Source organism: Acinetobacter haemolyticus (genome assembly GCF_900406815.1).
GTDB lineage: Bacteria > Pseudomonadota > Gammaproteobacteria > Pseudomonadales > Moraxellaceae > Acinetobacter > Acinetobacter haemolyticus_A.
In genome coordinates this window covers 54,857-79,550 of the sequence record NZ_OVCN01000014.1, presented here as the reverse complement: position 1 = coordinate 79,550, position 24,694 = coordinate 54,857, and the positions used below count along the sequence as shown (strand labels likewise).

The window sequence follows — 24,694 nt, the reverse complement described above, 5'->3', positions numbered from 1 at the left end:
AAGGCTTCAAGGGGAAAATTAAAAAAAATTTCGACTTTTTGTACTTTTTTCAAACATTAGAAATCTGAATCTTAAATTCAGTCTATTTACGCTACTTTTCAAACTGTTTTTTATCTTCATTAAAGTAATAATGCTCAATCACCCCATGATTTAAAATCACATTAAAACTATTCGGCAATCCAAAACGTACTCGATTGGATATCGCGGTACCAGCATGGATATCTAAAATTGGATGGTCAAAACCCAATTTGAAAATTTGATTCAAATCATGCACTGCAACTTTGTGTAAATGTCCATGCAATAAACCAAATAACCCAGTTTCACCCCACTTTTGCAGCGCAATTTTCCCTAAAACTGGACAATCTTTATCGCCATGATCATCAGGAAAAGTATAAAAAGGTTGATGAAAAACCCCTAACTTAATTTTGCCTGATGGTGCATTTTTTAATTTCTCATAAGTTTCATTGATTTGGTCATACGAGATGTGTCCCCGCGTGTGGTAGCGCCTACGAATACTATTCATTCCAACAATATAAAAATGCTCAGTCTCTAAAGTCGTCTCCAAACTCCCAAAGAACATCTGATATCGTAAAAATGGAGAAAAAAAACGATTCCAGACGTGGTAAAGCGGAATATCATGATTACCAGGTACCACCAAATAAGGAATAGATAGCGAATTTAAGAACTGCACACATGTATAAAACTGATGATAACGAGCACGTTGGGTCAAGTCTCCACTCACCACAACCACTTCAGGACGATGCTGCTGGCAAAATTGATGGATTGCCTCAATACAACTCTCTCGTTCTGTTCCAAAATGCAAATCAGATAGATGTAGTAACATTTGGAACCATCACCTTTAATGCAGACTTTTCTACTGAGAATTTTAATGGGCTTTGCATTTCTACCAGTTCACCATCGATGGCAACCGTAAGCTGTATTTTTTTACACCCAACCTCTATCTGTTCAGCACAAAATGAATAAACATCAGAAGCCTGATCAATTTTACCTTGAATCAATTTCCATAACATTTTTAATAAACTGAGACGATCACTTTTCGCAACAACCACCCCCGCAAGTTTTCCATTTGCAGCACATTCGGCAATTCTTAACCTCATATCACTGAGCTGAAGCTGATTATTACCAAAGAAAATTAACGGTGTTGTCACTGGATATTTCTGACCATCAACAGTAACCGAAAGTTTGAGCGACTTATGCTCGCGTAAAAGTACATCTAAACCTGATGTATAAGCATGTAAGGCAAGACGCCCTAAACGTTGGTTATATAATTCTCGTTTTTTTATAAATAATGGATATAACCCCAAACTCGCATTATTCAAATAAATGTGATCATTGATTTTGGCCACATGTACTTCATGTATCCTGCCCGTGGCAATCACTTCAGCAGCTTGAGCAACATTAATTGGAATATCCAAGGCACGAGCAACATAGTTAAATGTTCCTAGCGGCATAATACCCAGCGGAATATCCGTATGCATTAATCGCTGAGCAACAGCATTCAATGTCCCATCACCTCCTGCTGCGACCACAACACCCCGAAAATCAGTTTGCTGATGTCTCACAAAAATTTCCGACATCATTTCATCAAAACTGGCATGTTGATGTAACTCAAACACCTGAATTTCAAACCCCTGCTGCGTCCAGTAGGTCAACAGTTGTTCATATTCTTCACTTTGTTGTGCTGCATGGAATCCTGAATTCTGATTATAAATGATCGAAAGAGGTCGTAATTTTAAGCTCATGGAGATCAAACTTAAGGAGATTAATAGCCCTATTTTTGTTTACTAAATCAACAAATAAAAGCTTGTTTATGTAAATTTTGAATGAACATCATTCATTTAATCAATAATAATTCTCAAGTATTTCAAATAATATAAGATATTGTTTTTTAATATAATTTTTTATAAAAATAACACATATAAAAATTTCGAATAAAGATTAATAAAAACAACCCATTCTTTAAAAACAATCACTTAGATACAAATAACACATCTAGAGTCAATACACTATAACATTCATTGCTCTTATTTTTTTTTCGATTTTATGCTTTAATACAGCCACTTTTTTTACTTCATCTATTTTACTGTCACCCAGTAGATAGAATTTGTACGTCGTACACACTTTAAAAAGGCATCACCATGACCCAAGTGAACGCACCAGAATTCGTTCGTCACCCTAAGCTAATTGCATGGGTGGAAGAAATTGCAAAATTAACCAAACCAGCAAAAATCGAATGGTGTGACGGAAGCGAAGAAGAATATCAACGTCTTATCGACTTGATGATCGCTAACGGCACCATGCAGAAACTTAACCAAGAAAAACATCCTGGTTCTTATCTTGCAAATTCTGATCCTTCTGACGTTGCTCGTGTTGAAGACCGTACTTATATCTGTTCACAAAACCAAGAAGATGCTGGTGCAACCAATAACTGGGTTGAGCCTGCTGAAATGCGTGCAAAATTAAATGGCTTATTTGATGGCGCAATGGAAGGTCGTACCATGTACGTGGTTCCATTCTCAATGGGTCCTTTAGGTAGCCACATCGCGCACATCGGTATTGAATTAACTGACTCTCCATATGTTGCGGTTAGCATGACCAAAATGGCGCGTATGGGTAAAGCAGTATATGACGTATTAGGTACTGATGGCGAATTCATTCCTTGCGTACATACAGTTGCAGCGCCGTTAAAAGACGGTCAAAAAGATGTTGCTTGGCCTTGCAACAGCGAAAAATATATTGTGCATTATCCAGAAACTCGTGAAATCTGGTCTTACGGTTCTGGTTATGGTGGTAATGCTTTACTTGGTAAAAAATGCTTAGCTTTACGTATTGCATCTGCAATGGGTCGTGAACAAGGCTGGTTAGCTGAACACATGCTTATTTTGGGTGTAACAAACCCTCAAGGCGAAAAACACTACATTGCAGCGGCATTCCCTTCTGCTTGTGGTAAAACCAACTTTGCAATGTTGATTCCACCAGCAGGTTACGAAGGTTGGAAGATTGAAACTGTAGGTGACGATATTGCTTGGATCAAACCAGGTGAAGATGGTCGTTTATATGCAATCAACCCAGAAGCTGGTTTCTTCGGTGTTGCACCGGGTACAAACACTAAAACTAACCCGAACTGCATGGCAACCATGTATAAAGACGTGATCTATACCAACGTTGCTGTTACAGACAACGGTGAAGTTTGGTGGGAAGGTCTTTCTAAAGAAGTTCCAGCAAACCTTACCAACTGGAAAGGTCAACCGCATACTGGCGAAGACAAAGCTGCTCATCCAAATGCACGCTTCACTGTTTCTGCTGGTCAATGCCCTTCTATTGACGCTGACTGGGAAAATCCAGCAGGTGTGCCGATCTCTGCATTTATCTTCGGTGGTCGTCGTGCAGATACAGTGCCTTTAGTATCAGAAGCATTTGACTGGGTTGATGGCGTATATAAAGCTGCAACGATGGGTTCTGAAACAACTGCTGCGGCTGTTGGTCAACAAGGTATCGTTCGTCGTGATCCATTTGCGATGCTTCCTTTCGCTGGTTATAACATGGCTGATTACTTCGGTCACTGGTTACAACTGGGTCAAGAAGTTGGCGCTAAAGCAGAAGCTGCTGGTAATAAATTACCAAAAATCTTCAATGTAAACTGGTTCCGTCGTGATGCTGAAGGCAACTTCGTATGGCCTGGTTTCGGTCAAAACATGCGTGTTCTTGAGTGGATTATTGATCGTTGTGAAGGTCGTGCTGAAGCAACTGAAACTCCAATCGGTCTAGTTCCAACTTATGAGCAATTGAACTGGGAAGGTATCGATTTCTCTAAAGAGCAATTCGAAACTGTTACAGCGCAAGATAAAGATCAATGGATCAAAGAGCTTGAAAGCCACACTGAGTTATTTACTAAACTTGGTGACCGCTTACCGCAAGCACTTAAAGATCGTCAAAATGAGTTATTAAATGCAGTGAAATCTGCTTAATAATTAAATGACATAAAAAGGTCGCTTCGGCGACCTTTTTTATATTAACTTGAAGACTTGATTATATTTTAAGTCCTTAATATCTTAAATAAAAAATTATAATAATCCCTTATTTTTCAAATATAATCTATTTTAAACTTTATAGCAGTTCAGCCAATTAGATTTAGTCATCCTCCTCTAATAATTGATAACCAAACAGTACCTCATATCTACTATCGATCATTTATTTTTATTTGGTGACCAACTTGTATATACCCCATCAAATTCTGTCCAAAGATCAAATTTTTTCATGAAATCCCATGGCTCAGGATATTCATCCAATGGCTGTATAGGTAACCATTCTTTAGGTATCCATGACGTATCTATATCCAACTGATAACCATTTCTCCATGCCAATTTTGCATAAATTACTGCAAACGTGGAAATAAAATGCTCTGTAAAGGTAAAAGCAAATTCATGATTACGAATCTTTGAAGTTTTAGGACTAGTTAGTTCTGTTAATACATTTTCCATTTCTGTTTTATCTCCATTTGCCAGTGCGAGATAAAAACGATGGTCTATTAAGTACTTACGATCCTTTTTTAGCTCGATGCTTAAAATTAATTCGCAACACTCCCGTAAAAGTTCCCATTCATGATTAAGGGCTAAAATCAATTGATAACCATGAAAGTCTGGTTTTCGTGGATTATCACGGTCTTTAATTAAGCCTTGTCGATCATAAGGCAGTCGATGTTTAGCATACCAAGAAATGATCTCTTCATTATCTGATAATAAAGCATATAAATGTTCGTAGGCGGGGAACCATCCAATAGGATCAAATTGAATTACCATACGATTCAGTTTAGCTGCAATAAAACACCACTGTTTAAAAGCTATTAAATCACTATCCCGGAACCAAGATACCATTGCGTTCGCTTCAGCATAACTCCTTAGTCTTCTAGTGCAAAATACTACGTTACCTTTTTTATTTGTAACATAATCCACGAACTCAATTGTATCTTCATTAAATTCTGCATGCTGAATTACATGTGCTAAAGCTTTTTGATAGGCTTCAGAATGATTTACTTTTACACTGCTCATAATTTATCACTCAGTTATTTTTTCGTCGTTGGCTCAATACGAACTAACATCAATTTCTCCGTATTTTTATCCACATAAGCAGCACCCTTAATTAATGTTCCATTGGTTTTCGCAGCATCAATAGCTTTATATGCTTCACTATTTTTGTCTAATTTAGCAAGAACAGCCTTATCCCATTCACCAGAAATTTGCATGCTACCACCAGCGGCTTTAGGATCTAGCTTAATTCCTTTCTGTCCTAACTGTTTACTATCAACAACCATGGTCAAATTTGTATTTCCTTGGGCATCTTTAAACACAATCACATGATCATAACCATTATTGCTTCCATATTTACCACCCGATAATACTTTTCCACCCTGCTCTTTCACTACATTTTCGAATAAAGCTTCCGTTACGCCATTGGGTTATTGTTGGATGATTTTCAGGTGGTGGAAGAAATTTCACCTTTACACCAAAAGGTTAAATGTACTAGAAAGGCTTTTCATTCATCACGTTATCAGCTTTTACACCTTGCTGATAGACAACTTTCAGCTCAAGTCTACCCTGAAAGGAAAAAGCAGATTTCCAATCAATTTCCCTTCTATTAACAATTTCAATTTTTATCCTGCGTTCGAAATTCCAATCAATCATCTAAATCTCTTCTTTTATTCCTATTAATGGTAAGTCGAAATGCATTGCAATATTAATGAATATTAACAATAATTGTAATAATAATATTTCTCATTTACATGGTTGTAAATATGAGCTCGACCCTCTCCTTCAAACGAAACTCACTTTTTCTCGCACTATCAAGCTTAGTCAGCATTAGCCCCTATAGCTTTGCAGCAGATGAAGTATCACAGCAACTCCCAACCATCCAAGTCAAAGCGACTCAGGATGAAAATTCAGATTCTGAAAGCACCAAAGCCTATACGATTAAAAATAGCTCAAGCGCGACCAAGCTCAATATCGCTGCCAAAGAAACACCACAAACTATCAATGTTGTGACACGCCAACAAATAGAAGACTTTGGTTTAACGTCAACACGAGATATTTTAAATAATACCCCTGGGGTAACTGTCAATGCGCTAGAAACGGAACGCGCCGTATATATGGCACGTGGATTTGAAATTTCTAACATATTAATCGACGGTGTGGGGTTTCCACTCACCAATTGGAATACCACCGATATCAATCCTGATAGCTATTTTTATGATCGTGTCGAAGTTGTTAAAGGCGCAAATGCATTAACCAATGCCTTTGGTGATCCAAGTGCAACCATCAACTACGTTCGAAAACGCCCTACTAAAGAGTTTCAAGCCAATACAGGCTTAAGTTATGGCTCGTGGGATACCCAACGTTATGAAGCAGATATTTCTGGTAGTTTAAATGATCGCATCCGAGCAAGACTGTTTGGTTTCCAACAAACAGGCGACTCATATCGTGATCGTTATTCCTCAGAAAAAAATGGAATTGCAGGTGTTATAGAAGCAGATATTACGGATTCTACCCTTCTGACAATTGGTGCAAGTCAAGAAAAGCATAAACCGAATGCTAACAACTGGGGTGCGATTCCACTGATGGATGATTCTGGCAAACAACTCAGTTATGATCGTTCATTTAACCCCAATCCAGATTGGGCATATTGGGACAAAACCTCTAAGAATGCATTTATCGAATTAAAACAAAAATTCCTAGATACATGGTCTGTCAATCTGAGCTATAACTACAACGAAAAAGATAGTGAAAGCAGACTTTTATACTATTACGGCTATCCAAATGCAGATGGATCGAATGTTGATCTTACTGCGGGAGGCTATATTGAAAAAAATAGAAAACACAATGTTGACCTTAATTTGAATGGAAAGTTTGATTTATTCGGTCAGCAACATGATGCAATTATCGGCTATAGTTATACGCAGAATAAACAAAATGATTCGTCAAGCTATGGCGACATTCAAGATAGCAATATCGGAACATGTATCCGTGGTACCAGCCCAAACACTTATGAAACACAATGCACAACCAATTGGGCAAGCTGGACACCAAAGCATGTCACATGGTCTAATTTCGCCAAACAAGCCGATTATACCCAACGCAATCAGTCAATTTATGCAGCCACACGTCTGCATCTGAATGACGATCTCAAGCTAACACTCGGTGCGAACTATATCCAAGCTAAAAGTGAAGGTTCGAGCTATGGCTCCCCGATGAATTATGATGAAAGTAAAGTTTCGCCTTATGCTGGGATCACCTATAACTTTACACCTGAGTACACAGGTTATATGAGTTATACCTCGATTTTCCGTCCACAAACATCTGTTAATGAAGCAACAGGAAAAGTAGCTGATCCAATCGAAGGAAAAAGCTATGAAGTTGGGATGAAAAGCTCATGGTTAGATGACAAACTTACAGGCACTTTAGCTATCTTTAGAACTGAAGAAAACAATTATCCGCTTCGCTCAAGTGATGGACATCCTTTAAATCGTAAAGTGGGGATCAGTGATTTACGCTCACAAGGCGTTGAGGTTGGTTTGGCAGGACAACTCACTGATCAAGTGAATGTCTCTTTAGGCTATGCCCAATTTAGTTTACAAGATCTAAAAAATGGTGGCGCAGCCAGAACCTATAACCCAACTCAAACCTTTAATTTACTAACCACCTATACACCTGCTCAACTACCCAAATTAAAAGTAGGTGCTGGGCTACAGTGGCAAGGAAAAACCTCTGTTTTTGACAATGTAAAATCAGCATATCTCAAACAAAGCGATTATGCGTTGTTTAACCTGATGGCAAGTTATGAAGTGAATAAACACTTTAGCGTTCAAGCCAATGCAAATAATGTAACCGATAAAAAATATTTGAATAGTTTTACCTATAGCCAAGCATTCTACGGAGAACCTGCCAACTATACCGTTGCACTAAAGTTTAAATACTAAAAAAAAGCCCCTCATGTTCGAGGGGCTTTTTTTATGCAGCATTCGGTGCTTGGTTTTTAGGTTTTAAATAAGCATCTAATAATGCAATTTCATGCGCTTGCATATTTAGTCCTAATTTAGAACGTCGCCACAGGATATCTTGACTATTGCTTGCCCATTCAAAGCGACATAGATAATCTACCTCTTTGGCATACAAGCCCTGTCCAAAATGTTGACCAAGCTGCTTAACCGAACTTGCTTCCCCTAAAATATTCCAAATACGCGACCCATAAGCCCCCGCCCAACGTTTCGCCAAAGCTTCAGGAGCATCGGAGATTTGCGCACGAATTTCGTTAGCTAACTGCTCAACCGATACCATCTTTTCACCACCTGGCAATGCTTCCGTTGCAGTCCAACTGCCTTTCATTTCTGGGAAAAATGCTTTCAGCTGTAACATCGCAGATTCAGCAAGTTTACGATAAGTTGTTAATTTTCCACCAAATACCGAAAGTAATGGCGCTTGACCTGCAGCTTCTTTAGACAATGCCAAAGTATAATCACGTGTCACTGCAGATGGATTGTCTGACTCATCGTCACATAATGGGCGAACCCCAGCGAAAGTCGAAATAATATCGGCTTGCGTAATCTGCTTTTTAAAATGCGCATTACTGACCTCAATGAGATAATCAATCTCAGCTTGAGTAATTTTTACTTGAGCAGGATCACCTTGGTACTCTTGGTCTGTGGTGCCAATCATGGTGTATTGATCCAAATACGGAATCGCAAAGACAATACGACGGTCATCATTTTGCATAATGAAAGCTTTATCACCCTCATACAACTTCGGTACGATGATGTGACTACCTTGAATCAGACGAATACCATAAGGAGATTTTAGCTGTAAGTCCTGTTTGATAAACTGTGCAACCCAAGGACCTGCGGCATTTACCAAAGCTTTCGCTTTAATTTGAAATTGCCCTTCCGCATTCTCCAAATTTACAACCCAAACATTTCCTTCACGTTGAGCAGACAAACAACGGGTACGGGTGACTAACTCAGCTCCCTTTTCACGTGCCTGCATCGCATTTAATACCACTAGACGTGAATCATCTACAGCACAGTCTGAATATTCAAAACCACGGGTAATCGCTGCATTCAACGGACTATCTTCTTTAAAATAGACATTATGTGAGCCCAGTAATTTTTCGCGTTTACCTAAATAATCGTAGAAGAATAAACCTGTACGGATCAACCATGCTGGGCGCAAATGCGGACGATGAGGCATGATGAAACGCATTGGACGAATAATATGTGGCGCTTTACTCAGCAACACTTCACGTTCAGCTAATGCTTCACGCACCAAACGAAACTCTTTATGTTCGAGATATCGTAAACCACCATGAATCAACTTACTACTGGCAGATGAAGTATGGCTGGCCAAATCATCTTTTTCACATAAAAATACCGATAAACCACGCCCAGCAGCATCAACAGCGATACCTACACCATTGATCCCACCACCAATGATGGCAAGGTCATAAATTTTGTCACTTGACTGAGGAGAAGTTTGCATAAATCACCGCAAATTTTCATTATTGTTCAATAATGAAAATTTAAACATATTAAATGAAAATAAACAATATAAAATAGCTATAAAAACGCAAAACAGTCGACATTTACTATGCAGATTTGTTCAAATGAAAGTTAAAGGAAAACTATGGAATGGTTAAACCACTCCATCTAATAAGAAAATTCAAAGGGTTTTAAATATTTTTTATTAAAATTCAGAAAGTTGTTTTTCGAAAATGAATATTTATTTCGCTATAATCAAACCCACGTCTAATTCTTGGATCATTTTCATATACTGCTCATTGGGTTGTTGATCCGTAAAAATGCAATCCACTTGTTTTAGTGATCCCAAACGGATCATTGCATTTCGACCAAATTTACTACTGTCTGCTGCAAGAAAAACCTGTCGAGCACTTGAAAGAATTTCTTGAGATACACAGACTTCTTGAAAATCAAAATCTAATAATGTGCCGTCCTCTTCTATTCCACTAATACCCACTAAAGCATAATCAGCCTTGAACTGTTTGAAAAAGTCAGCGGTTGCCTGACCAATTACCCCACCATCTGGACGAACACGCCCACTGGCGATCAACACTTCAAAATCTTCTTTGGTACTCAAAATTTTAGCGACATTTAAATTATTGGTAATAATTTTCAACCCAGTGTGGTTTAACAATGCATGGGCAATGGCTTCTGTGGTTGTACCAATGTTAATAAATAACGAAGCATGGTCTGGTACCGCGGCCGCCACAGCTTCTGCAATGGTTCTTTTTTCTTCAAGCATGTAACCCACACGGGTGGTATATTCCGTGTTTTCTACTGTTGAATCATGAGCCGCGCCGCCATGATAGCGACGCAGTAAACCTTCATCAGCCAATTGATTAATATCACGACGAATCGTCTGCGGCGTCACATCGAAATACTGAGCCAGTTCTTCAATACTGATATAGCCACGTTCCCGTACCAGCTCAAGGGTTTTTTGTTGGCGCAGTATCAAGCTCATGCTCATCCATCCTATGCTATTTCAAATCAATATAACGCTGTGATTGTTTTACTTAATCCTCAGCCCAATCACGGGTACGACCTACGGCTTTTAGCCAGCCAGTATAGAGTTTCTCAGTTTCTTCCTGCGTACACGCTGGCGTGAAAGTATTTTCAATCGTCATTCTACGCTTTAACTCGTTTAAATCCGACCAAAAACCGACAGCTAGACCCGCTAAGAAAGCAGCTCCCATTCCAGTGGTTTCTTTCATCGCAGGACGTTCTACAGAAGTCGAAAGAATATCTGCTTGGAACTGCATTAAGAAGTTGTTTGCAGTGACCCCACCATCTACACGTAAAGTTCGTAATTTCTCACCTGAATCCTGTTGCATCGCATCCAGGACATCACGTGTTTGATAAGCAATAGATTCTAAGGTTGCACGGATAATATGTTCAATACTCACGCCACGTGTAATACCTAAAATTGCACCACGAGCAGTTGGATCCCAGTACGGTGCACCCAATCCAGTAAATGCCGGTACTACATATACCCCGTTACTATCTTTAACTTTGGTTGCATAATACTCAGAGTCATGTGAATCATTAATCGCTTTTAACTCATCACGTAACCACTGCACACAAGAGCCACCATTAAAAACAGCACCCTCTAGCGCATAGTTCACCTCGCCTTTTGCACCACAAGCAATCGTCGTCAATAAACCATGGTCGGATTGAACCATACGTTCACCAGTGTTCATAAGTAAGAAACAGCCTGTCCCGTAGGTATTTTTGGCTTGTCCAACTTCTACGCACATTTGCCCGAATAATGCAGCTTGTTGATCACCCGCAATACCTGCAATCGGAATACCAATCTCCTGACCACTAATGGTATGCGTATAACCATAAACTTCCGAAGAACTGCGTACTTCTGGCAACATTGCTTTTGGAATATCTAACACTTCAAGAAGCTTGTCATCCCATTGCAAAGTTTCAATATTGAATAACATCGTACGAGAGGCATTGGTATAGTCTGTAACATGCACTTGACCATTGGTTAATTTCCAAATTAACCATGTATCGATCGTCCCGAATAAAAGCTCACCACGCTCTGCACGCTCACGGCTGCCTTCAACACGATCAAGAATCCACTTGATTTTAGTCGCCGAGAAGTAAGGATCAATTACTAACCCTGTTACTTTTCTCACATAATCTTGCCAGCCATTTTGGCGGAGCTGATTACAAATTTCATTGCTTTGTCGGCTTTGCCATACAATCGCATTATAGATCGGCTTACCTGTTTTTTTATCCCAAATCACCGTAGTTTCACGTTGGTTGGTAATCCCGATCGCGGCAATTTCATCACTAGAAATGCTCGCTTGTGCTAAGGCTTCAACCCAAACTGCGCTTTGAGTCGCCCAGATTTCCATAGGATCATGCTCAACCCAACCTGGTTGTGGGTAAATTTGCGTAAATTCACGCTGAGCAATAGTGATGACATTCGCATCGTGATCCAATACGATTGCACGTGAACTCGTTGTACCTTGATCAAATGCAACAACATATTTTTTTTGACTATCTGTAGAGATCATGACATACCTAACCAGACCTGCCTTATTTTAGGATTTGTTGGACATCAACAGCTCCTATTTGAGCAATAAATTAAACGCCCGAAAAACGGGTAGCAATATCGCAATAAAGCAATGACTTTTGCATTAAATTAAAAACTCGGCAGATTATATGCAAAATTGTTCGTAAACGAAAATTCTTTCTTTAAATTTGAATATAAAATTGACGAAACGCAGAACTTTTAAAGATTCCTAACAATTCAGAATTTATTTTATGCGATACTAAAACCAGAAATAACAGGACGATTGAAATGAAAAAAACCAATTTACTTTTTATTGTGGGCGGTACACTTTTAATTACTGCGTGTCAGAGCACTTCACATCAATATAATGGTGAAAAGGGTTATCAAATTGAAAGTAAAACAGCAACTTCCGCAACAATTGCATATACACTTTCTGCCCGTGGCAATGCAAATCTAGATGAGAAAAAACTCCAACATGCCTGTAAACAAGTGCTCGGTGCAGAGAGAAATTATAAATTAAACATTCTCAGTACCAATGAAATCATGAACCCAACCAAGCAAGAACAATATGGTGTTCAGCTCGGTAACAGTCGCGCAACTTTTGGTCTATCGAACTCACCAGATTTTAATAATACGACTGGCTATGCAACTCGTCAGGCACTTGAAGCTAAACCAACAACGCTAACTGTTGTTCGCTATACCTGCTCATAATTAACTCATCAGAAACTGGATGTATATAGATCAGAACTAAATACATCCTATTTTACTTATGCTTTTAATACATCACGAATAGATGGATCTTTATCAAATACAGATTTTGCAAAAGGACACAGCGGAATAACTTTGACCTGACGCTGACGCACAAACTCAACTAATGCATCAAGGAGTTGACGACCAACACCTTGTCCTCTGAAATTCTCATTCACATCGGTATGGTCAATAATAAGCATTTCTTCGCCGGCCCATGTATAAGCCATCTCGCCAGCGATCACCTCACCATCCAATAGTTTAAAAACACCATGCTTGCCATCATCTGTTTGCTGAATATCCATCCCACTCTCCTGCTCTATTTTGTTTGATTTGGTGTAATTATAAGATCACCTAAATCACTACATGTTTTAACATGCTATACCATAGGATTGTGTTGAGTTTTGATATTTTAAATCAAGTAGAGCCAATCACTTAGTTCGATAAAAGCTTACATTTCTGAACTCTTTGGCTTCATCTAAATCAGGCCACGTTGTCGCACTCCGCTCATCCAACTTAATATAATGTGGATGGCTAAAGTTTTTCACTCGACTATCTGCAACCCAGACTTCAGGCGCAAACTTCAAAAACTCATCTAAAAAAAATCGGTTACACTGATCATAGAGCACATCAGCTGCAAGCAAAACATCGACTTGTTCAGATTTATACAAATCATCTAAATATTCAAGTTCGACATTATTCAGTAATGCATTTTCACGACATGACGCTAAGCTCACTTGATCAATGTCACAGCAAATAACTCGTTTTGCGCCTGCCATCTTTGCCGCAATTGCAACAACACCTGAGCCTGCCCCAAAATCTAACACCACTTTATCTTTGACGTGATGGGGTTCTGCCAATAACCATTGCGCCATCGCCAAACCCGATGCCCAACAAAAAATCCAATACGGTGTTTCATTCCAAATCCGTCGAATAACCTCATCGTCTAAGCGATCAGTAGGAAATACAGGTGGAATCAACCATAAGGAAATTGGAGTTTCTGGCAGTTGTTGAGCCAATAAATCAGTATTTGGAATAACTTCATGTAGTGCTTTTAGCAATTGCTCAGGCGCTTTCGCAAATTGAAATGTACAGCTCATCATTCTTTAATTCTTGAAAAAAACCCCTCTATATTAGAGGGGTTAAAATATTAACCTAAAGCCTTTTCAGCAGCTTCTACTGTTTGGCGAATCAATGTGGTAATCGTCATTGGACCTACACCACCAGGAACCGGTGTATAAGCTGATGCAACTTCTTCAATACCGACTAATTGAATATCACCTACGCCACCGCCTTCACGTGGATGGAAACCAGCATCGACCACAACCGCGCCTTGTTTAATCCAGTCTTTCTGAATTAATTCAGCCTTACCGACTGCACCCACAATAATATCAGCTTGCTTCACCAGCTCAGGAAGGTTTTGAGTACGTGAATGACAAATCGTCACGGTAGCATTGGCTTGTAATAGCATCATTGCCATTGGTTTACCTAAAATCGCTGAACGACCAACAACAACCGCATGTTTACCTGCGATTTCAATCTTGTTTTCTTGCAAAATCGTCATGATACCTGCTGGCGTTGCTGAACCATAAGCAGACTCACCCATCGCCATACGACCAAAACCTAAACAGGTTACACCGTCGACATCTTTTTCTAATGAAATTGCATCGAAACATGCTCTTTCATCAATTTGTTCTGGAACAGGATGTTGAAGCAAAATACCGTGTACATCAGGATTTGCATTTAATTTTTCAATTTCAGCTAATAATTGTTCTGTGGTGGTTTCTTTTGGAAGCTCTACTTTTAGTGAATCCATTCCAACACGGCGGCAAGCATTACCTTTCATACGTACATAAGTTGCAGATGCACCATCATCACCAACCAAGATTGTTGCCAAAATTGGGGTACGTCCCGATTTTGCTTTTAATGCTTCTACACGTACTAACAAATCAGCTTCGATTTGTGTTGCCAATGCACGACCGTCTAAAACCAATGCCACAGCGCATCTCCAAAGTGGGTATCAATCAATAGCGTAAATAATACATGATAATTTGAGCAATATTCTTTTAGATGTTGTTTTTATGTGCATATTCGCTATAAACACTATTGTTTTTTTTCTAAAGATTGCTAATATGTGCATCACCAAGAGATGGCGGGGTGGCAGAGTGGTCATGCAGCGGACTGCAACTCCGTGTACGCCGGTTCGATTCCGACCTCCGCCTCCATTGGTAAAGCCCGAGTGGTGAAATCGGTAGACACAGGGGATTTAAAATCCCCCGCCCACAAAGCGTGCCAGTTCGAGTCTGGCCTCGGGCACCATCCTTCAACTACTGAAGTTTGGTGCAATAAAAACCCAGCGTAAGCTGGTTTTTTTATGCCTGAAATTTAATAAATCAAAAAACAAAAGCCAAGTGCAACGCCTTGGCTTTTCGAGTCAAATGATTATGCGACTTGTTGATTCGTTTGAATCGGCAATAAATCCAAATCTAGATCCAACTGATAGTGTCTAGCTGTATCAAGCTGATATTCTGATTTTTTAATTGAATCAACGAAAATCCATTCCGAGTGAATTTGTGTGTCATTAAACTCAACCATCAAATAACCGCGCTGGTTTAAATTACAATAGTTCAGCTCATCGATCAAAGTCGTAAATGCAAATTCAAATTGTTGTAGTTGATCAGTTGGAATATTGAGATATTTCTCCATTCCCGGTGAAGATACCGAACTGGTTGCAAGCTCAACACCAACAAAAGCACCATCTTTACTATATAAGTTAGATGACCAAGCATTGTGGGTATCCCCTGCTAAGACAACAATTTTCTTTTTTAATTGCGCCAAAGTGCCATACAGCATTTCACGCTCAACAAAATAGCCATCCCATGCATCTAGATTGTAAGGAGCAACGGTAAGCACACGAGCTTTCTCTTGTTCAGTAAGGCTTGGATCACCTTGTTTTAAACGCATCTTTAACATGACCAGTTCTGTAATCTGTGCTTGCATTTTGGTTAATGTATCGGCACTTGGCTGACCAGAAGTAATCTCAGCCAAAGAAAATAACAACTCAGCAGGAATCTGCATTTTGCTCATTAAAATCTGTTGGCCTAATACATTCCATGTTGCAGTGGATTGCTGAAGTTTTCCGAGCAACCAGTCTCGTTGATCGTATCCCATTAAAGTACGATTGCGATCAGTCAAATCGGCTTGAAATTTTGCGGCATCCAATCCTGAAGCTGTCATGTAATTTGCATAATCCAACTGTTCATCACGCGCAATGATCCGGGTATCCAACATGCTAAGTTGCACTAAATGACCAAAATCAAACTGACGATAAATCTTAATTTTCTGATCATCAATTGGACGAATTGGCATCCATTCAAAATAGGCTTGTAAGGCTGCTAATTTACGTTCTAAGAATGAACCTTCATTTTCTTGATGATTCTCTGCACCATCTTTCCATGTATCATTCGCTAACTCATGGTCATCCCAAACCACGATGAATGGATGGCGTTGATGAACTGCTTGTAGGTCTGGATCCTGACGATATAGAGCATAGCGTTTGCGATAATCATCTAATTTGATAATTTCCTGATTATTGTCAGCAGCTAAGGTTCGCCCTAATTTAACAGCATCTTCTGAAGCATATTCACCTTCGCCATATTCATAAATATAATCACCAAGATGAATAACCACATCGACGTTTTGCTTTGCTATCTCACGATAAACATAAAAATAGCCTGCTGGATAATTCGAACAAGAACACACTGCAAAGCTGACTTTTGATGTATTTGCCGCTAAAGTCTTGGTTTGCCCAATTGGAGAAATCTTATCTCCAAAGATAAAGCGATAAAAATAGCGTTGGTCTGCTTTCAAACCCGTGGCATCGACTTTAATCGTAAAGTCATCCGATGCTGTGGTGATGACTTTATCGGTTTTGATGATTTGTTTAAATTGTTGATCTAATGCAATCTGCCAAGTCACTTGTAAACGTGCACTCGCATCATTCGGCGTTAATCGAGTCCATAAAATGACACGGTCCTGCAATGGATCACCACTTGCAACGCCATGATCAAAACTGACTTTCAGCGAATTGCTTTCTTTATCCGAACTGTTATTACATCCAGTTAAACTGGCGGATAAAGATAAAGCCCCAAAACCAAATAAACTTTTTTGAATCAGTTCCCGTCGTGAAATTTTTGCTGTCATTGGATAGCTACCTTAGTTTTTATCACTACAAATAGCTAAAATTAAGTCCTTGATATGAAGTTTTGATCTCAATTTGATGAATAAATGATGAAAGTGAGCCTAGCTTTATCCGATAAACACATGAATTGATTGAAAAGAAAGCAAACAATCGGTTTTACACTTGCTAAGTTTTAAAGTGTCCTCTATTATTGCGCACATGCCCGAGTGGTGAAATCGGTAGACACAGGGGATTTAAAATCCCCCGCCCACAAAGCGTGCCAGTTCGAGTCTGGCCTCGGGCACCATCCTTCAACTACTGAAGTTTGGTGCAATAAAATTCCAGCGTAAGCTGGTTTTTTTATGTCTGATATTTAGTAATCAATGACTTGAAAATTTGGATGTTCAGTAAGTTGCTGTAAATAGTAGCGTTCTTTTTGATAAAAATATTTATACATACGGTTCACCCACTCACCACGTCGAAAAGTAAGTACCTTTTTATTGACCCCATCATAGTTTAATAAAACAATATCGCCCTCATCCTGATTCAATAAAGTAATTCGATAACTATGTTGAGCGTGTAAATGGGTTGCACTTTGCTCTCTGACAATCTCGACTTTATGCTCGCCATCAAGCCAGTAATGTTTATCAATTAATGCTTTTTCATTTACCCAAAAACCTGTTTCAGCGCCATCATAAGTATCAATCAAGAAGAAGTGATGTAATTCTCTCAATAACTCAGATGCCGTGATATCTAAATAATCATTCATATATTGTTCTACCCATTCAAAATTTTTTATTGCTTGTTGGCTTAATACAGCATTTTTATAATCTAAATCACTTTCAGAGTTTGTGTTTTTAACCTCTGATCGCAACTTTATGAGCAAGTTTCTGAAGATCGGAACTGTTTATTTGAGGTAAGTTGTTATCATTTAAAAATTTGCTCTTTAATCTCAAAGATATATAGCCAATTTTATAGAATCAATCTTTTTTTCTTAGACTGTGATAAAAATCAGATAAATGAAAAATTATTTAAAATCATGATCTTGTATAAAGATAATGAGCATACATTTTTTAAATTTATATTTATGATTTTTAACGTGATTTAGCAATCTATTCAACTAAATCACGTTATATCAATCCATTTGTCGTTAAGCTATTCGTCGCGAGTTTTCACATCAAAAAGCTCAATTTCAAAGATTAGATTTGAGTTTGCTGGGATAATTTTTCCCATCTTGCGCTCACCATACGCAAGATGTGCAGGAACGATCAATTTTCGTTTTCCTCCTACACGCATGCCCATAATGCCTTGATCCCAGCCTTTGATTACACGTCCTGTACCAATCACTGTTTCAAAGTAATTTCCACGATCAAGCGAAGAATCGAACTGTGTTCCATCTTCCAACCATCCTGTGTAATGCGTGGTAATTAATGCGCGTTTAACAGCCTCCTTACCTTCACCGACTTTCAAATCAATAATTTGTAATTCTGCGCTCATTTTTATCTCTCCAAACGAAATAGATACTATCGAAGATTATTGTAACTGTTGCCATTGGATATCGATCTGTCCTTTGTCACTTAACAAAGTCCACTCCCCATCCATGATATTGAGTTGTAATTGCATGGTTCTTTCACACAATTGTTCCAATGCTTCGCTGGTTTGTGGGGCCAATTGCCAAACTTCAACATTGGTCAATGACTTGATTTTGGTGTTTTTTTGCCACCAATCTTGTGCTTGGCTTCCATAGGTCACAATAGCAACACGTTTACATCGTGCGCTTGCTTTTTTCACTTTATCTTCAGAAGGACAACCTACTTCAATCCATTTTTCTAATAAACCTGTCAGATCCTTTTGCCACAAAGCAGGTTCATCCGTCTCAAATAGGTCTTTGGTAAATTCTAATTGCTCATCAGCATAACGAGCATACGCCAGGATACGTACCATTAAGCGCTCAATAGTTTCTGAAGGATGTTGAGCAAGTGTTAATTGATAATCCGCGTAAATGTGATCATCCATATTGGCAATATTAAGATCTGCCTTATATATCGTTGCTTTTAGCGCCATGAATCATGTCCTCAAATTTGGCGCTAAGCATACTCTATTTTGTTCAACAAATGCGGAGATTCATATTGATTATGCGTCATCTACTCGACAAGCCAACAACTGTGTTTCAAATAATAACCAATCATGTTGCGTTGAATCCTGAATGATCACTTCTATTCGATTATCAATACTTTGCTCTGTAGATTTATAATTGAATTGCTCAGGATTAAAATTAAAACTTTTCCAGCCCTGATCGGTATAAAAAATTGCTTTGATTCGTATCCAATCCTGTTGTGTACATAATAGATCTAACACATCATAAAACTTGAATTGCCATCTTTTCGGCAGTTTCCATCCAGCTATCGTATAACCTTGAGCTGTTTCAACATAATGATAAGGGAGCTGTTTGATTTCTTGCGTTACTCCTTCATTTTGCTGTGTCATTTGCTGACGCAACAAAGGTTGAATTGTCCGCTGCACGGGGCGTAAAGGCAAATCAAGCTGTAAAAGTGAAACCTGCCCATTTTCAGCTTCTATCCAAGTTTGCACATAAGTCTGATATTCTTGTTTTAATTGAATGTAAGCCTGCTGATCGTCAGCAATCATAGTGTCTGGGTGTGAAAGTACAAGGACCTGAGCTGCTTTTAATTGATCAGTATACAGATGCTGTTGAACCCATGATTCATCATGTAAACGGCTACCATCTACTACAACCACCAGCGCACGCATATCCAAGCTACTGTGCCAGTGCGGCTCAGTGAGTTGTTCCAAAAGTTGCGTGGGATGCCCTAATCCCGTCGGCTCAATAAATAGTCGATCTGGTTTACTTTCACTCAGTAATCGAGATAAAGCGATCTGCATAGGCAACTGACTACTGCAACACAAGCAGCCACCTAATAATTCCTTGACTGCATAACCTGGCTGCTGTGTGATCAGTTGTTGATCAACACCAATTTGCCCAAATTCGTTCATGAGAATTGCCCAAACCTCATTTTTTGGTTTTTGGGTCAATAAATGCTGTAATAAAGTGGTCTTACCCGCTCCTAAAAAGCCGGAAATAATATGAGTTGGAACCGCTTTACGCGCAATAATTTTCACGACATACTCAGGAACAAGAATTTAGGGCATTGTAATGCGGAAAATTGTAGAAATAAAATTTTCCTCTCAAAATTATAAAATTTAAAAACAACCACATTAATAAAAAATAAAGTGATATAAATCACATCACTAATCTAATATCCTTATTTAAAATTCAGATATAAATGAATTAACCAATTAAGTTAATTTTATGAACTCGGCATTAATGTTTAATCTACGTAAATAGTTAGTTTATTTTTTATCCAAAAAAACATATTTTCATACATTTTAGCCCTAAATTATTTGCTTAGGCTTTACAGAGTAAGTACATAAAGATGAGTAACTTTGCAAATTGTTAAGATCAGCGTAATAGATTGTTAAGAACATTGCCGCAATCGAATTTGGCACATAGCATGGAGCACATGTCTAGATTTGTGGTCGATCTACAAATCAGACTGTTTTTTAATGAAACTGAAATTAAGGATGCCAACAATGAAACTTATCAAAACTCTTCTTGCGACGACACTTACACTTGCTGCGGCTACAACTTTCGCTGCAACTGCTGACGAAGCGCAAACTGACGAGCGTGTAGTTGTTTCTACTCAAGAACAACCAACTACTGATGCATCAAGCGAAACTGCTCCAGCTTCAGAACCAGTTGCAAACTAATACCGTATAGATTTAAAGCTTACCTCTGCTTCTAAATCGATTTATTATGATTTGACCGTATTTCATAATAAATACAAAAAGATCGAACCATGCTGCGGTTCGATCTTTTTTATGCATGTGATTTTAAGAAGAAGATTTAAAAATACTACATGAAGGCTGATGGACTTCTTGCAAACGCATTTCTTTGCGTTGCTCAGCGGCTTCAAAACGGCAGCGTTTCCAATCCGTGTTTAAGTTTAAAGGCGGAACTTGCTTTGGCTTACGCTCTTCATCTACCGCAACCATTGTGAAATAGCAGGTGTTGGTATGTCGAATAGTACGATTTTGAATATTTTGCGCTTCCACCCGTATTCCAACTTCCATGGAAGTGCGCCCTACATGGTTAATACTGGCTAAAAATGTGACTAACTCACCCACATAAATAGGTTCTTTAAAATTTACCTTATCTACTGATAGCGTAACGACATAACTTCCCGAATAACGACTTGCACATGCATAAGCCACTTGATCCAATAACTTTAGAATCGCGCCACCATGCACATTGCCTGAAAAGTTTGCCATGTCAGGTGTCATCAATACCGACATCGTGAGTTCTGATTGATCATCAGGGATTTGATTCATTTGGTCTAATGGATTCATAGACATGGACTCACAAAATAAAGCGTTCTTTCTTATTGAATATTATGCGCCATAATAAGTAGAAAGAGAGACTAAATTTCATTGGTTTAGTCTCTCAATTTAATCCGTAGAATCGATGTTTTAATTGTTCTTAATTTTTAGGGTGCTGACTGGATTAGACCTGTGACACCATTGACAATCATATCTACCGCAATGGTTCCAATCAACAATGCAGATAAGCGACCAACAATATCAAAATAGCGGTCAATGTGTTTGGCATGTTTATATCGTAAATGATCATGCCCATATTTCATTAAAATCAAAATACTACAGGTCAGGAATAAAGTCAGTGTAATCACAGCAACCGCACTAATGAAAGGCACTGTCACCCCTGTAACCACAGCAGCACTAATCGTTCCAGGACCAATCATAAATGGCATGGCAATGGTTCCAGCAAGATGCTCAGGAGCGCCTCGCATTTCGCCGATTGTCTCTGCACCTTGAAATACATAACGATAGCCAATAACCAAGAAGATTAAACCGCCAAATATTTGGAATGATTCAAAACGAACATTTAAATAACGACTAAAAATGCTTTCCCCACCCCAGGCAAATAGGATAAATACAGCCAAGGCAATAACGCTACCTTGGATCAATGCTTTGTTAAATACCTTAGCATCTGTATTGCGAATCATCCCCACCATATAGACACTCATCAGGAAAGGATTTAACAGTGAGAAAAATAAAGCAAATGCATGAACGTGTGCAGAAAACATAAATCTCTCTTTATTGGCAGCAAAGGTTAAATGATTTTAGATTTAGACAGCTTAATAAAAATTAAATTATTTAGGAATTTATAAAGGACTTGCAACTCGGTGTTGCATGGTTTAATGCATCATCTTTATTTAAATCAAATGATACACCTAGCCCCAGCATACGCATATGCAAATTGGCTTGAGCAGCATTGATCGACTTTACACCAAACTTTAGGCCCTGATCACTATAAAGCTCATCATTGACGAACTTCACTCGGTAAGACAGAACTTCTTTGCTGTTATCAATACAAAGTTTGCCATGACCTTCACGATTTAAATGTAATACAGCAGAAGCGTCTTCGACTTGACCTGACCAATTGCCAGAAAATGGGAGTTGTGAAGTGGCCAGTTGGTTAAATTGCTCAGGTGACATTGTGCTCATCGAAGTACAACCGCCCAGCCCGAAAAACAACACACTCGATAAAAGAATATATTTCACTATCGACACCCAAAATCATAAAAAAGCAAAGAATTACAATTATTTTCCCACAGCTGAAAGCGCTATAAATTGTAGGGTATGTATACACCAAGTATGGGATATGTAACTCTTCTTGCAATGCAATTTAGGGGCTATTCAAATATAGATTTCTTATTCATCTATTTTTAAATTGGTCACCATCTGCTCTAAATTATTTCGAATCAAATAGGCCAAGTTAATATCAATGCCTTGTAGCATTTTCTGTTCGATTTTTTCAACGACGATATTACAATCATGCAATTTTTTTAAACCACTCTCCGTCAATGTCACCAAAATACGGCGCCCATGAGTCGGGTCTGGCGTTTTCTCGACCCAGCCATGACTAAATAAATCCTGAAGAATTTTATTTGCTGATTGGGGTTTGATTAGTGAACGCTCAGCCAGTTTAGCATTAGATAAATTACGCTTCGATGCCAAAACAGACAATGCTGTGAATTGAGGCAGGCTAATATCCAATGGTTTTAATTGCTCTGTTAAATGTTTACTAATAATACGATCTACACGTGCGATCATATAGCTTAGTCTAGGTTCATCTTGAATTGTTGTTGGAACTACATTTGAACGTGCCATAACTCATCATTTCATTCATCATAAAAATAGAAAAAGTATGAAGCCACAGCCTCATACTTTATTAAAATTGCAACTTATTGAGCACTTGGGCTTTGTACTAAATGTACAGGCTGTTTAGGCTTCTTGACAAGTAACAAAGCAGAAATTGCAGCGATTAGAATAACAGGGATACTCGCGCCAATCACGATCGTTGAACTTTGTCCAAGCGATAACAGAAAACCCGCCATCAAAGGGCCTGCAAATGAGCCTATACGGCCAATCGCAACGGCTGAACCAACTCCTGTACCCCGCATTTCAGTCGGATAGTACATTGCAGCCAAACCATATAGTGCAGATTGTCCACCCACAATAAATAGACCGCATCCTATTGCCGACAGGACAAGTAAAGCAACTGTTGGGGAAATAGATAAACAGCATAATGAGAGTAAAATTCCAGTATAGATTAATTTAATCACAAAGCTCATGCGTAGTTTATCGAGCATCATGCCTATTAAAATTGACCCAAAGATTCCTCCGATGTTATAGCCCATTTGAACATAATTGGCTTCGAATTTTGACAAGCCTTGTGCGCCCATCAACAATGGCAACCAATTCAGCAGGAAATACAAAACGACGAGGGTACAAAAGAAACTGATCCAAATTTGAATCGTGGACATACGACGTTCTTTTGCAAATAAAACCTCAAAAAATGGAATGGCTGTTTGATGTTGTGTTTTACGCTTTAAATAATCACTTGATTCTGGCAAATATTTAATAATTAAAGGAATCAATAGAATGGGAGCAATGCCGCCAATATAGAAAATATGCCGCCATTCACTATCCCCTGCCAATAACATTGCCACAACCGAAGTGAGCAAACCTCCAAACGGAATACCACTATACATCACACTGACTGCTGTTCCCTTATATTGATCTGACACAGCCTCAGATGCCATGGTAATCATAATAGGTAACGCACCACCCATTCCCAAACCAGTTAAAAAGCGAATCAACAACAGTAAGTTATAATCAGCCGCAAAAGCTGTGAGTAACGACATAATTCCAAATAATAAAATGCTTAAGATCAGAATTTTTTTTCTACCTACAATATCTGCTAATCGACCACCCAAAATTGCACCAGGAAGTGTTCCAAGAATTGCAGCACTAAATGCCCAAGCCATTTGAGCATTGTCTAACATAAATTCCGCCCGCATACGTGGTGCGGCGACACCCATTGATTGAAGGTCAAAACCTTCAAAAATTGCGATTGCAAAACAGAGCAGTAAAGTTAATTTTGCACTGCCCGACTGTCCAAATACTTTTTCCATTACCTTGTCCTTTTTCGACCAATCTATCCATTCAGCCCTTTTTGTGTATTGTTTATTAAACACTCTAAAAATATCAGTTAAAC

At 38.7% G+C, this 24,694-nt stretch carries 25 protein-coding genes and 3 tRNA genes; 7 read left to right on the top strand and 21 right to left on the bottom strand.

Translation table 11 applies throughout. The features are described 5' to 3' along the window. Positions 1–91: 91 nt before the first annotated feature. Both DK207_RS11270 and DK207_RS11265 read right to left on the bottom strand, forming a co-directional pair. Entirely contained in the window at positions 92–844 is a 753-nt protein-coding gene (locus tag DK207_RS11270; protein WP_109441253.1) for a metallophosphoesterase family protein, read from the bottom strand. Beyond that, a complete protein-coding gene (locus DK207_RS11265; protein ID WP_109441252.1) occupies positions 825–1,763 on the bottom strand; it encodes a diacylglycerol/lipid kinase family protein in 939 nt (312 codons plus the stop codon). Before DK207_RS11265 ends, DK207_RS11270 begins: the two co-directional genes overlap by 20 nt. Positions 1,764–2,159: 396 nt before the next feature. Between DK207_RS11265 and DK207_RS11260 the strand changes: the two genes are divergently transcribed. Next, on the top strand, positions 2,160–3,989 hold the full coding sequence (locus tag DK207_RS11260; protein WP_109441251.1) for a phosphoenolpyruvate carboxykinase (GTP): 1,830 nt from the start codon (positions 2,160–2,162) through the stop codon (positions 3,987–3,989). A 219-nt stretch (positions 3,990–4,208) separates the two neighbouring features. Here DK207_RS11260 and DK207_RS11255 read toward each other — a convergent pair whose 3' ends face one another. From DK207_RS11255 to DK207_RS15775, 3 genes are all read right to left on the bottom strand, one after another. Beyond that, entirely contained in the window at positions 4,209–5,069 is an 861-nt protein-coding gene (locus DK207_RS11255) for an Imm49 family immunity protein (RefSeq protein WP_109441250.1), read from the bottom strand. 14 nt (positions 5,070–5,083) lie between these two features. Then, complete coding sequence (locus tag DK207_RS11250; RefSeq protein WP_109441249.1) at positions 5,084–5,440, bottom strand: hypothetical protein; 357 nt, start codon at positions 5,438–5,440, stop codon at positions 5,084–5,086. A 100-nt stretch (positions 5,441–5,540) separates the two neighbouring features. Beyond that, on the bottom strand, positions 5,541–5,702 hold the full coding sequence (locus DK207_RS15775; protein ID WP_162540226.1) for a hypothetical protein: 162 nt from the start codon (positions 5,700–5,702) through the stop codon (positions 5,541–5,543). 98 nt (positions 5,703–5,800) lie between these two features. Between DK207_RS15775 and DK207_RS11245 the strand changes: the two genes are divergently transcribed. Beyond that, the gene (locus DK207_RS11245; RefSeq protein ID WP_109441248.1) at positions 5,801–7,990 is read left to right on the top strand and encodes a TonB-dependent siderophore receptor; all 2,190 of its coding nucleotides are present in this window, start codon (positions 5,801–5,803) and stop codon (positions 7,988–7,990) included. Positions 7,991–8,021: 31 nt separating this feature from the next. Here DK207_RS11245 and glpD read toward each other — a convergent pair whose 3' ends face one another. The 3 genes from glpD to glpK form a co-directional block, all read right to left on the bottom strand. Then, on the bottom strand, positions 8,022–9,542 hold the full coding sequence (glpD, locus tag DK207_RS11240) for a glycerol-3-phosphate dehydrogenase (RefSeq protein WP_109441247.1): 1,521 nt from the start codon (positions 9,540–9,542) through the stop codon (positions 8,022–8,024). 240 nt (positions 9,543–9,782) lie between these two features. Further along, on the bottom strand, positions 9,783–10,541 hold the full coding sequence (locus DK207_RS11235; protein WP_109441246.1) for a DeoR/GlpR family DNA-binding transcription regulator: 759 nt from the start codon (positions 10,539–10,541) through the stop codon (positions 9,783–9,785). A 52-nt stretch (positions 10,542–10,593) separates the two neighbouring features. Next, complete coding sequence (gene glpK, locus DK207_RS11230) at positions 10,594–12,108, bottom strand: glycerol kinase GlpK (protein WP_109441245.1); 1,515 nt, start codon at positions 12,106–12,108, stop codon at positions 10,594–10,596. Between the two features lie 287 nt (positions 12,109–12,395). Here glpK and DK207_RS11225 point away from each other — a divergent pair, with 287 nt between their 5' ends. Next, positions 12,396–12,818 carry a hypothetical protein gene (locus DK207_RS11225; RefSeq protein WP_004638300.1) on the top strand — a complete coding sequence of 141 codons (423 nt, stop codon included), beginning with the start codon at positions 12,396–12,398 and terminating at the stop codon, positions 12,816–12,818. 56 nt (positions 12,819–12,874) lie between these two features. Here the strand turns inward: DK207_RS11225 and DK207_RS11220 are convergent, their stop codons facing one another. From DK207_RS11220 to folD, 3 genes are all read right to left on the bottom strand, one after another. Further along, a complete protein-coding gene (locus DK207_RS11220; protein WP_109441244.1) occupies positions 12,875–13,159 on the bottom strand; it encodes a GNAT family N-acetyltransferase in 285 nt (94 codons plus the stop codon). A gap of 126 nt (positions 13,160–13,285) precedes the next feature. Then, entirely contained in the window at positions 13,286–13,954 is a 669-nt protein-coding gene (locus DK207_RS11215; RefSeq protein ID WP_005081711.1) for a class I SAM-dependent methyltransferase, read from the bottom strand. A gap of 50 nt (positions 13,955–14,004) precedes the next feature. Beyond that, on the bottom strand, positions 14,005–14,853 hold the full coding sequence (gene folD / locus DK207_RS11210; protein ID WP_005081710.1) for a bifunctional methylenetetrahydrofolate dehydrogenase/methenyltetrahydrofolate cyclohydrolase FolD: 849 nt from the start codon (positions 14,851–14,853) through the stop codon (positions 14,005–14,007). Positions 14,854–15,005: 152 nt separating this feature from the next. Between folD and DK207_RS11205 the strand changes: the two genes are divergently transcribed. Together DK207_RS11205 and DK207_RS11200 are read left to right on the top strand one after the other, a co-directional pair. Continuing rightward, positions 15,006–15,079: transfer RNA gene (locus tag DK207_RS11205), tRNA-Cys, on the top strand. Positions 15,080–15,087: 8 nt separating this feature from the next. After that, positions 15,088–15,173: transfer RNA gene (locus tag DK207_RS11200), tRNA-Leu, on the top strand. A gap of 123 nt (positions 15,174–15,296) precedes the next feature. On the opposite strand, the gene DK207_RS11195 is transcribed toward DK207_RS11200, so the two are convergent. Next, positions 15,297–17,057, bottom strand: coding sequence for an alkaline phosphatase D family protein (locus DK207_RS11195; RefSeq protein WP_109441243.1), 1,761 nt, complete (start codon positions 17,055–17,057; stop codon positions 15,297–15,299). Positions 17,058–17,255: 198 nt separating this feature from the next. Here DK207_RS11195 and DK207_RS11190 point away from each other — a divergent pair. Then, positions 17,256–17,341, top strand: a tRNA-Leu gene (locus tag DK207_RS11190). Between the two features lie 66 nt (positions 17,342–17,407). Here the strand turns inward: DK207_RS11190 and DK207_RS11185 are convergent. The 4 genes from DK207_RS11185 to DK207_RS11170 all read right to left on the bottom strand — a co-directional run bounded on the left by DK207_RS11185 (position 17,408) and on the right by DK207_RS11170 (position 20,175). Further along, positions 17,408–17,803 carry a hypothetical protein gene (locus tag DK207_RS11185; RefSeq protein WP_109441287.1) on the bottom strand — a complete coding sequence of 132 codons (396 nt, stop codon included), beginning with the start codon at positions 17,801–17,803 and terminating at the stop codon, positions 17,408–17,410. 386 nt (positions 17,804–18,189) lie between these two features. Then, positions 18,190–18,531: an FKBP-type peptidyl-prolyl cis-trans isomerase gene (locus DK207_RS11180; RefSeq protein WP_109441242.1), complete on the bottom strand. Its 342-nt coding sequence runs from the start codon at positions 18,529–18,531 to the stop codon at positions 18,190–18,192. A gap of 36 nt (positions 18,532–18,567) precedes the next feature. Further along, positions 18,568–19,098 (bottom strand): YaeQ family protein, encoded by a 531-nt coding sequence (locus tag DK207_RS11175; RefSeq protein WP_109441241.1) that lies wholly within the window; start codon positions 19,096–19,098, stop codon positions 18,568–18,570. 69 nt (positions 19,099–19,167) lie between these two features. After that, on the bottom strand, positions 19,168–20,175 hold the full coding sequence (locus DK207_RS11170; RefSeq protein WP_109441240.1) for a CobW family GTP-binding protein: 1,008 nt from the start codon (positions 20,173–20,175) through the stop codon (positions 19,168–19,170). 471 nt (positions 20,176–20,646) lie between these two features. On the opposite strand from DK207_RS11170, the gene DK207_RS15840 reads away from it, so the two are divergent. Next, entirely contained in the window at positions 20,647–20,823 is a 177-nt protein-coding gene (locus DK207_RS15840) for a hypothetical protein (protein ID WP_171293674.1), read from the top strand. Between the two features lie 123 nt (positions 20,824–20,946). Here DK207_RS15840 and DK207_RS11165 read toward each other — a convergent pair whose 3' ends face one another. The 5 genes from DK207_RS11165 to mhpT all read right to left on the bottom strand — a co-directional run bounded on the left by DK207_RS11165 (position 20,947) and on the right by mhpT (position 24,611). Beyond that, positions 20,947–21,462 carry an acyl-CoA thioesterase gene (locus DK207_RS11165; protein ID WP_109441239.1) on the bottom strand — a complete coding sequence of 172 codons (516 nt, stop codon included), beginning with the start codon at positions 21,460–21,462 and terminating at the stop codon, positions 20,947–20,949. A gap of 137 nt (positions 21,463–21,599) precedes the next feature. Next, on the bottom strand, positions 21,600–22,217 hold the full coding sequence (locus DK207_RS11160; RefSeq protein WP_109441238.1) for a MarC family protein: 618 nt from the start codon (positions 22,215–22,217) through the stop codon (positions 21,600–21,602). Positions 22,218–22,287: 70 nt separating this feature from the next. Next, entirely contained in the window at positions 22,288–22,695 is a 408-nt protein-coding gene (locus DK207_RS11155) for a J517_1871 family lipoprotein (protein ID WP_416224675.1), read from the bottom strand. A gap of 150 nt (positions 22,696–22,845) precedes the next feature. After that, the gene (locus DK207_RS11150; RefSeq protein WP_109441236.1) at positions 22,846–23,304 is read right to left on the bottom strand and encodes a MarR family winged helix-turn-helix transcriptional regulator; all 459 of its coding nucleotides are present in this window, start codon (positions 23,302–23,304) and stop codon (positions 22,846–22,848) included. A gap of 74 nt (positions 23,305–23,378) precedes the next feature. After that, on the bottom strand, positions 23,379–24,611 hold the full coding sequence (mhpT, locus tag DK207_RS11145) for a 3-(3-hydroxy-phenyl)propionate transporter MhpT (protein ID WP_109441235.1): 1,233 nt from the start codon (positions 24,609–24,611) through the stop codon (positions 23,379–23,381). Between the last annotated feature and the right edge of the window lie 83 nt (positions 24,612–24,694).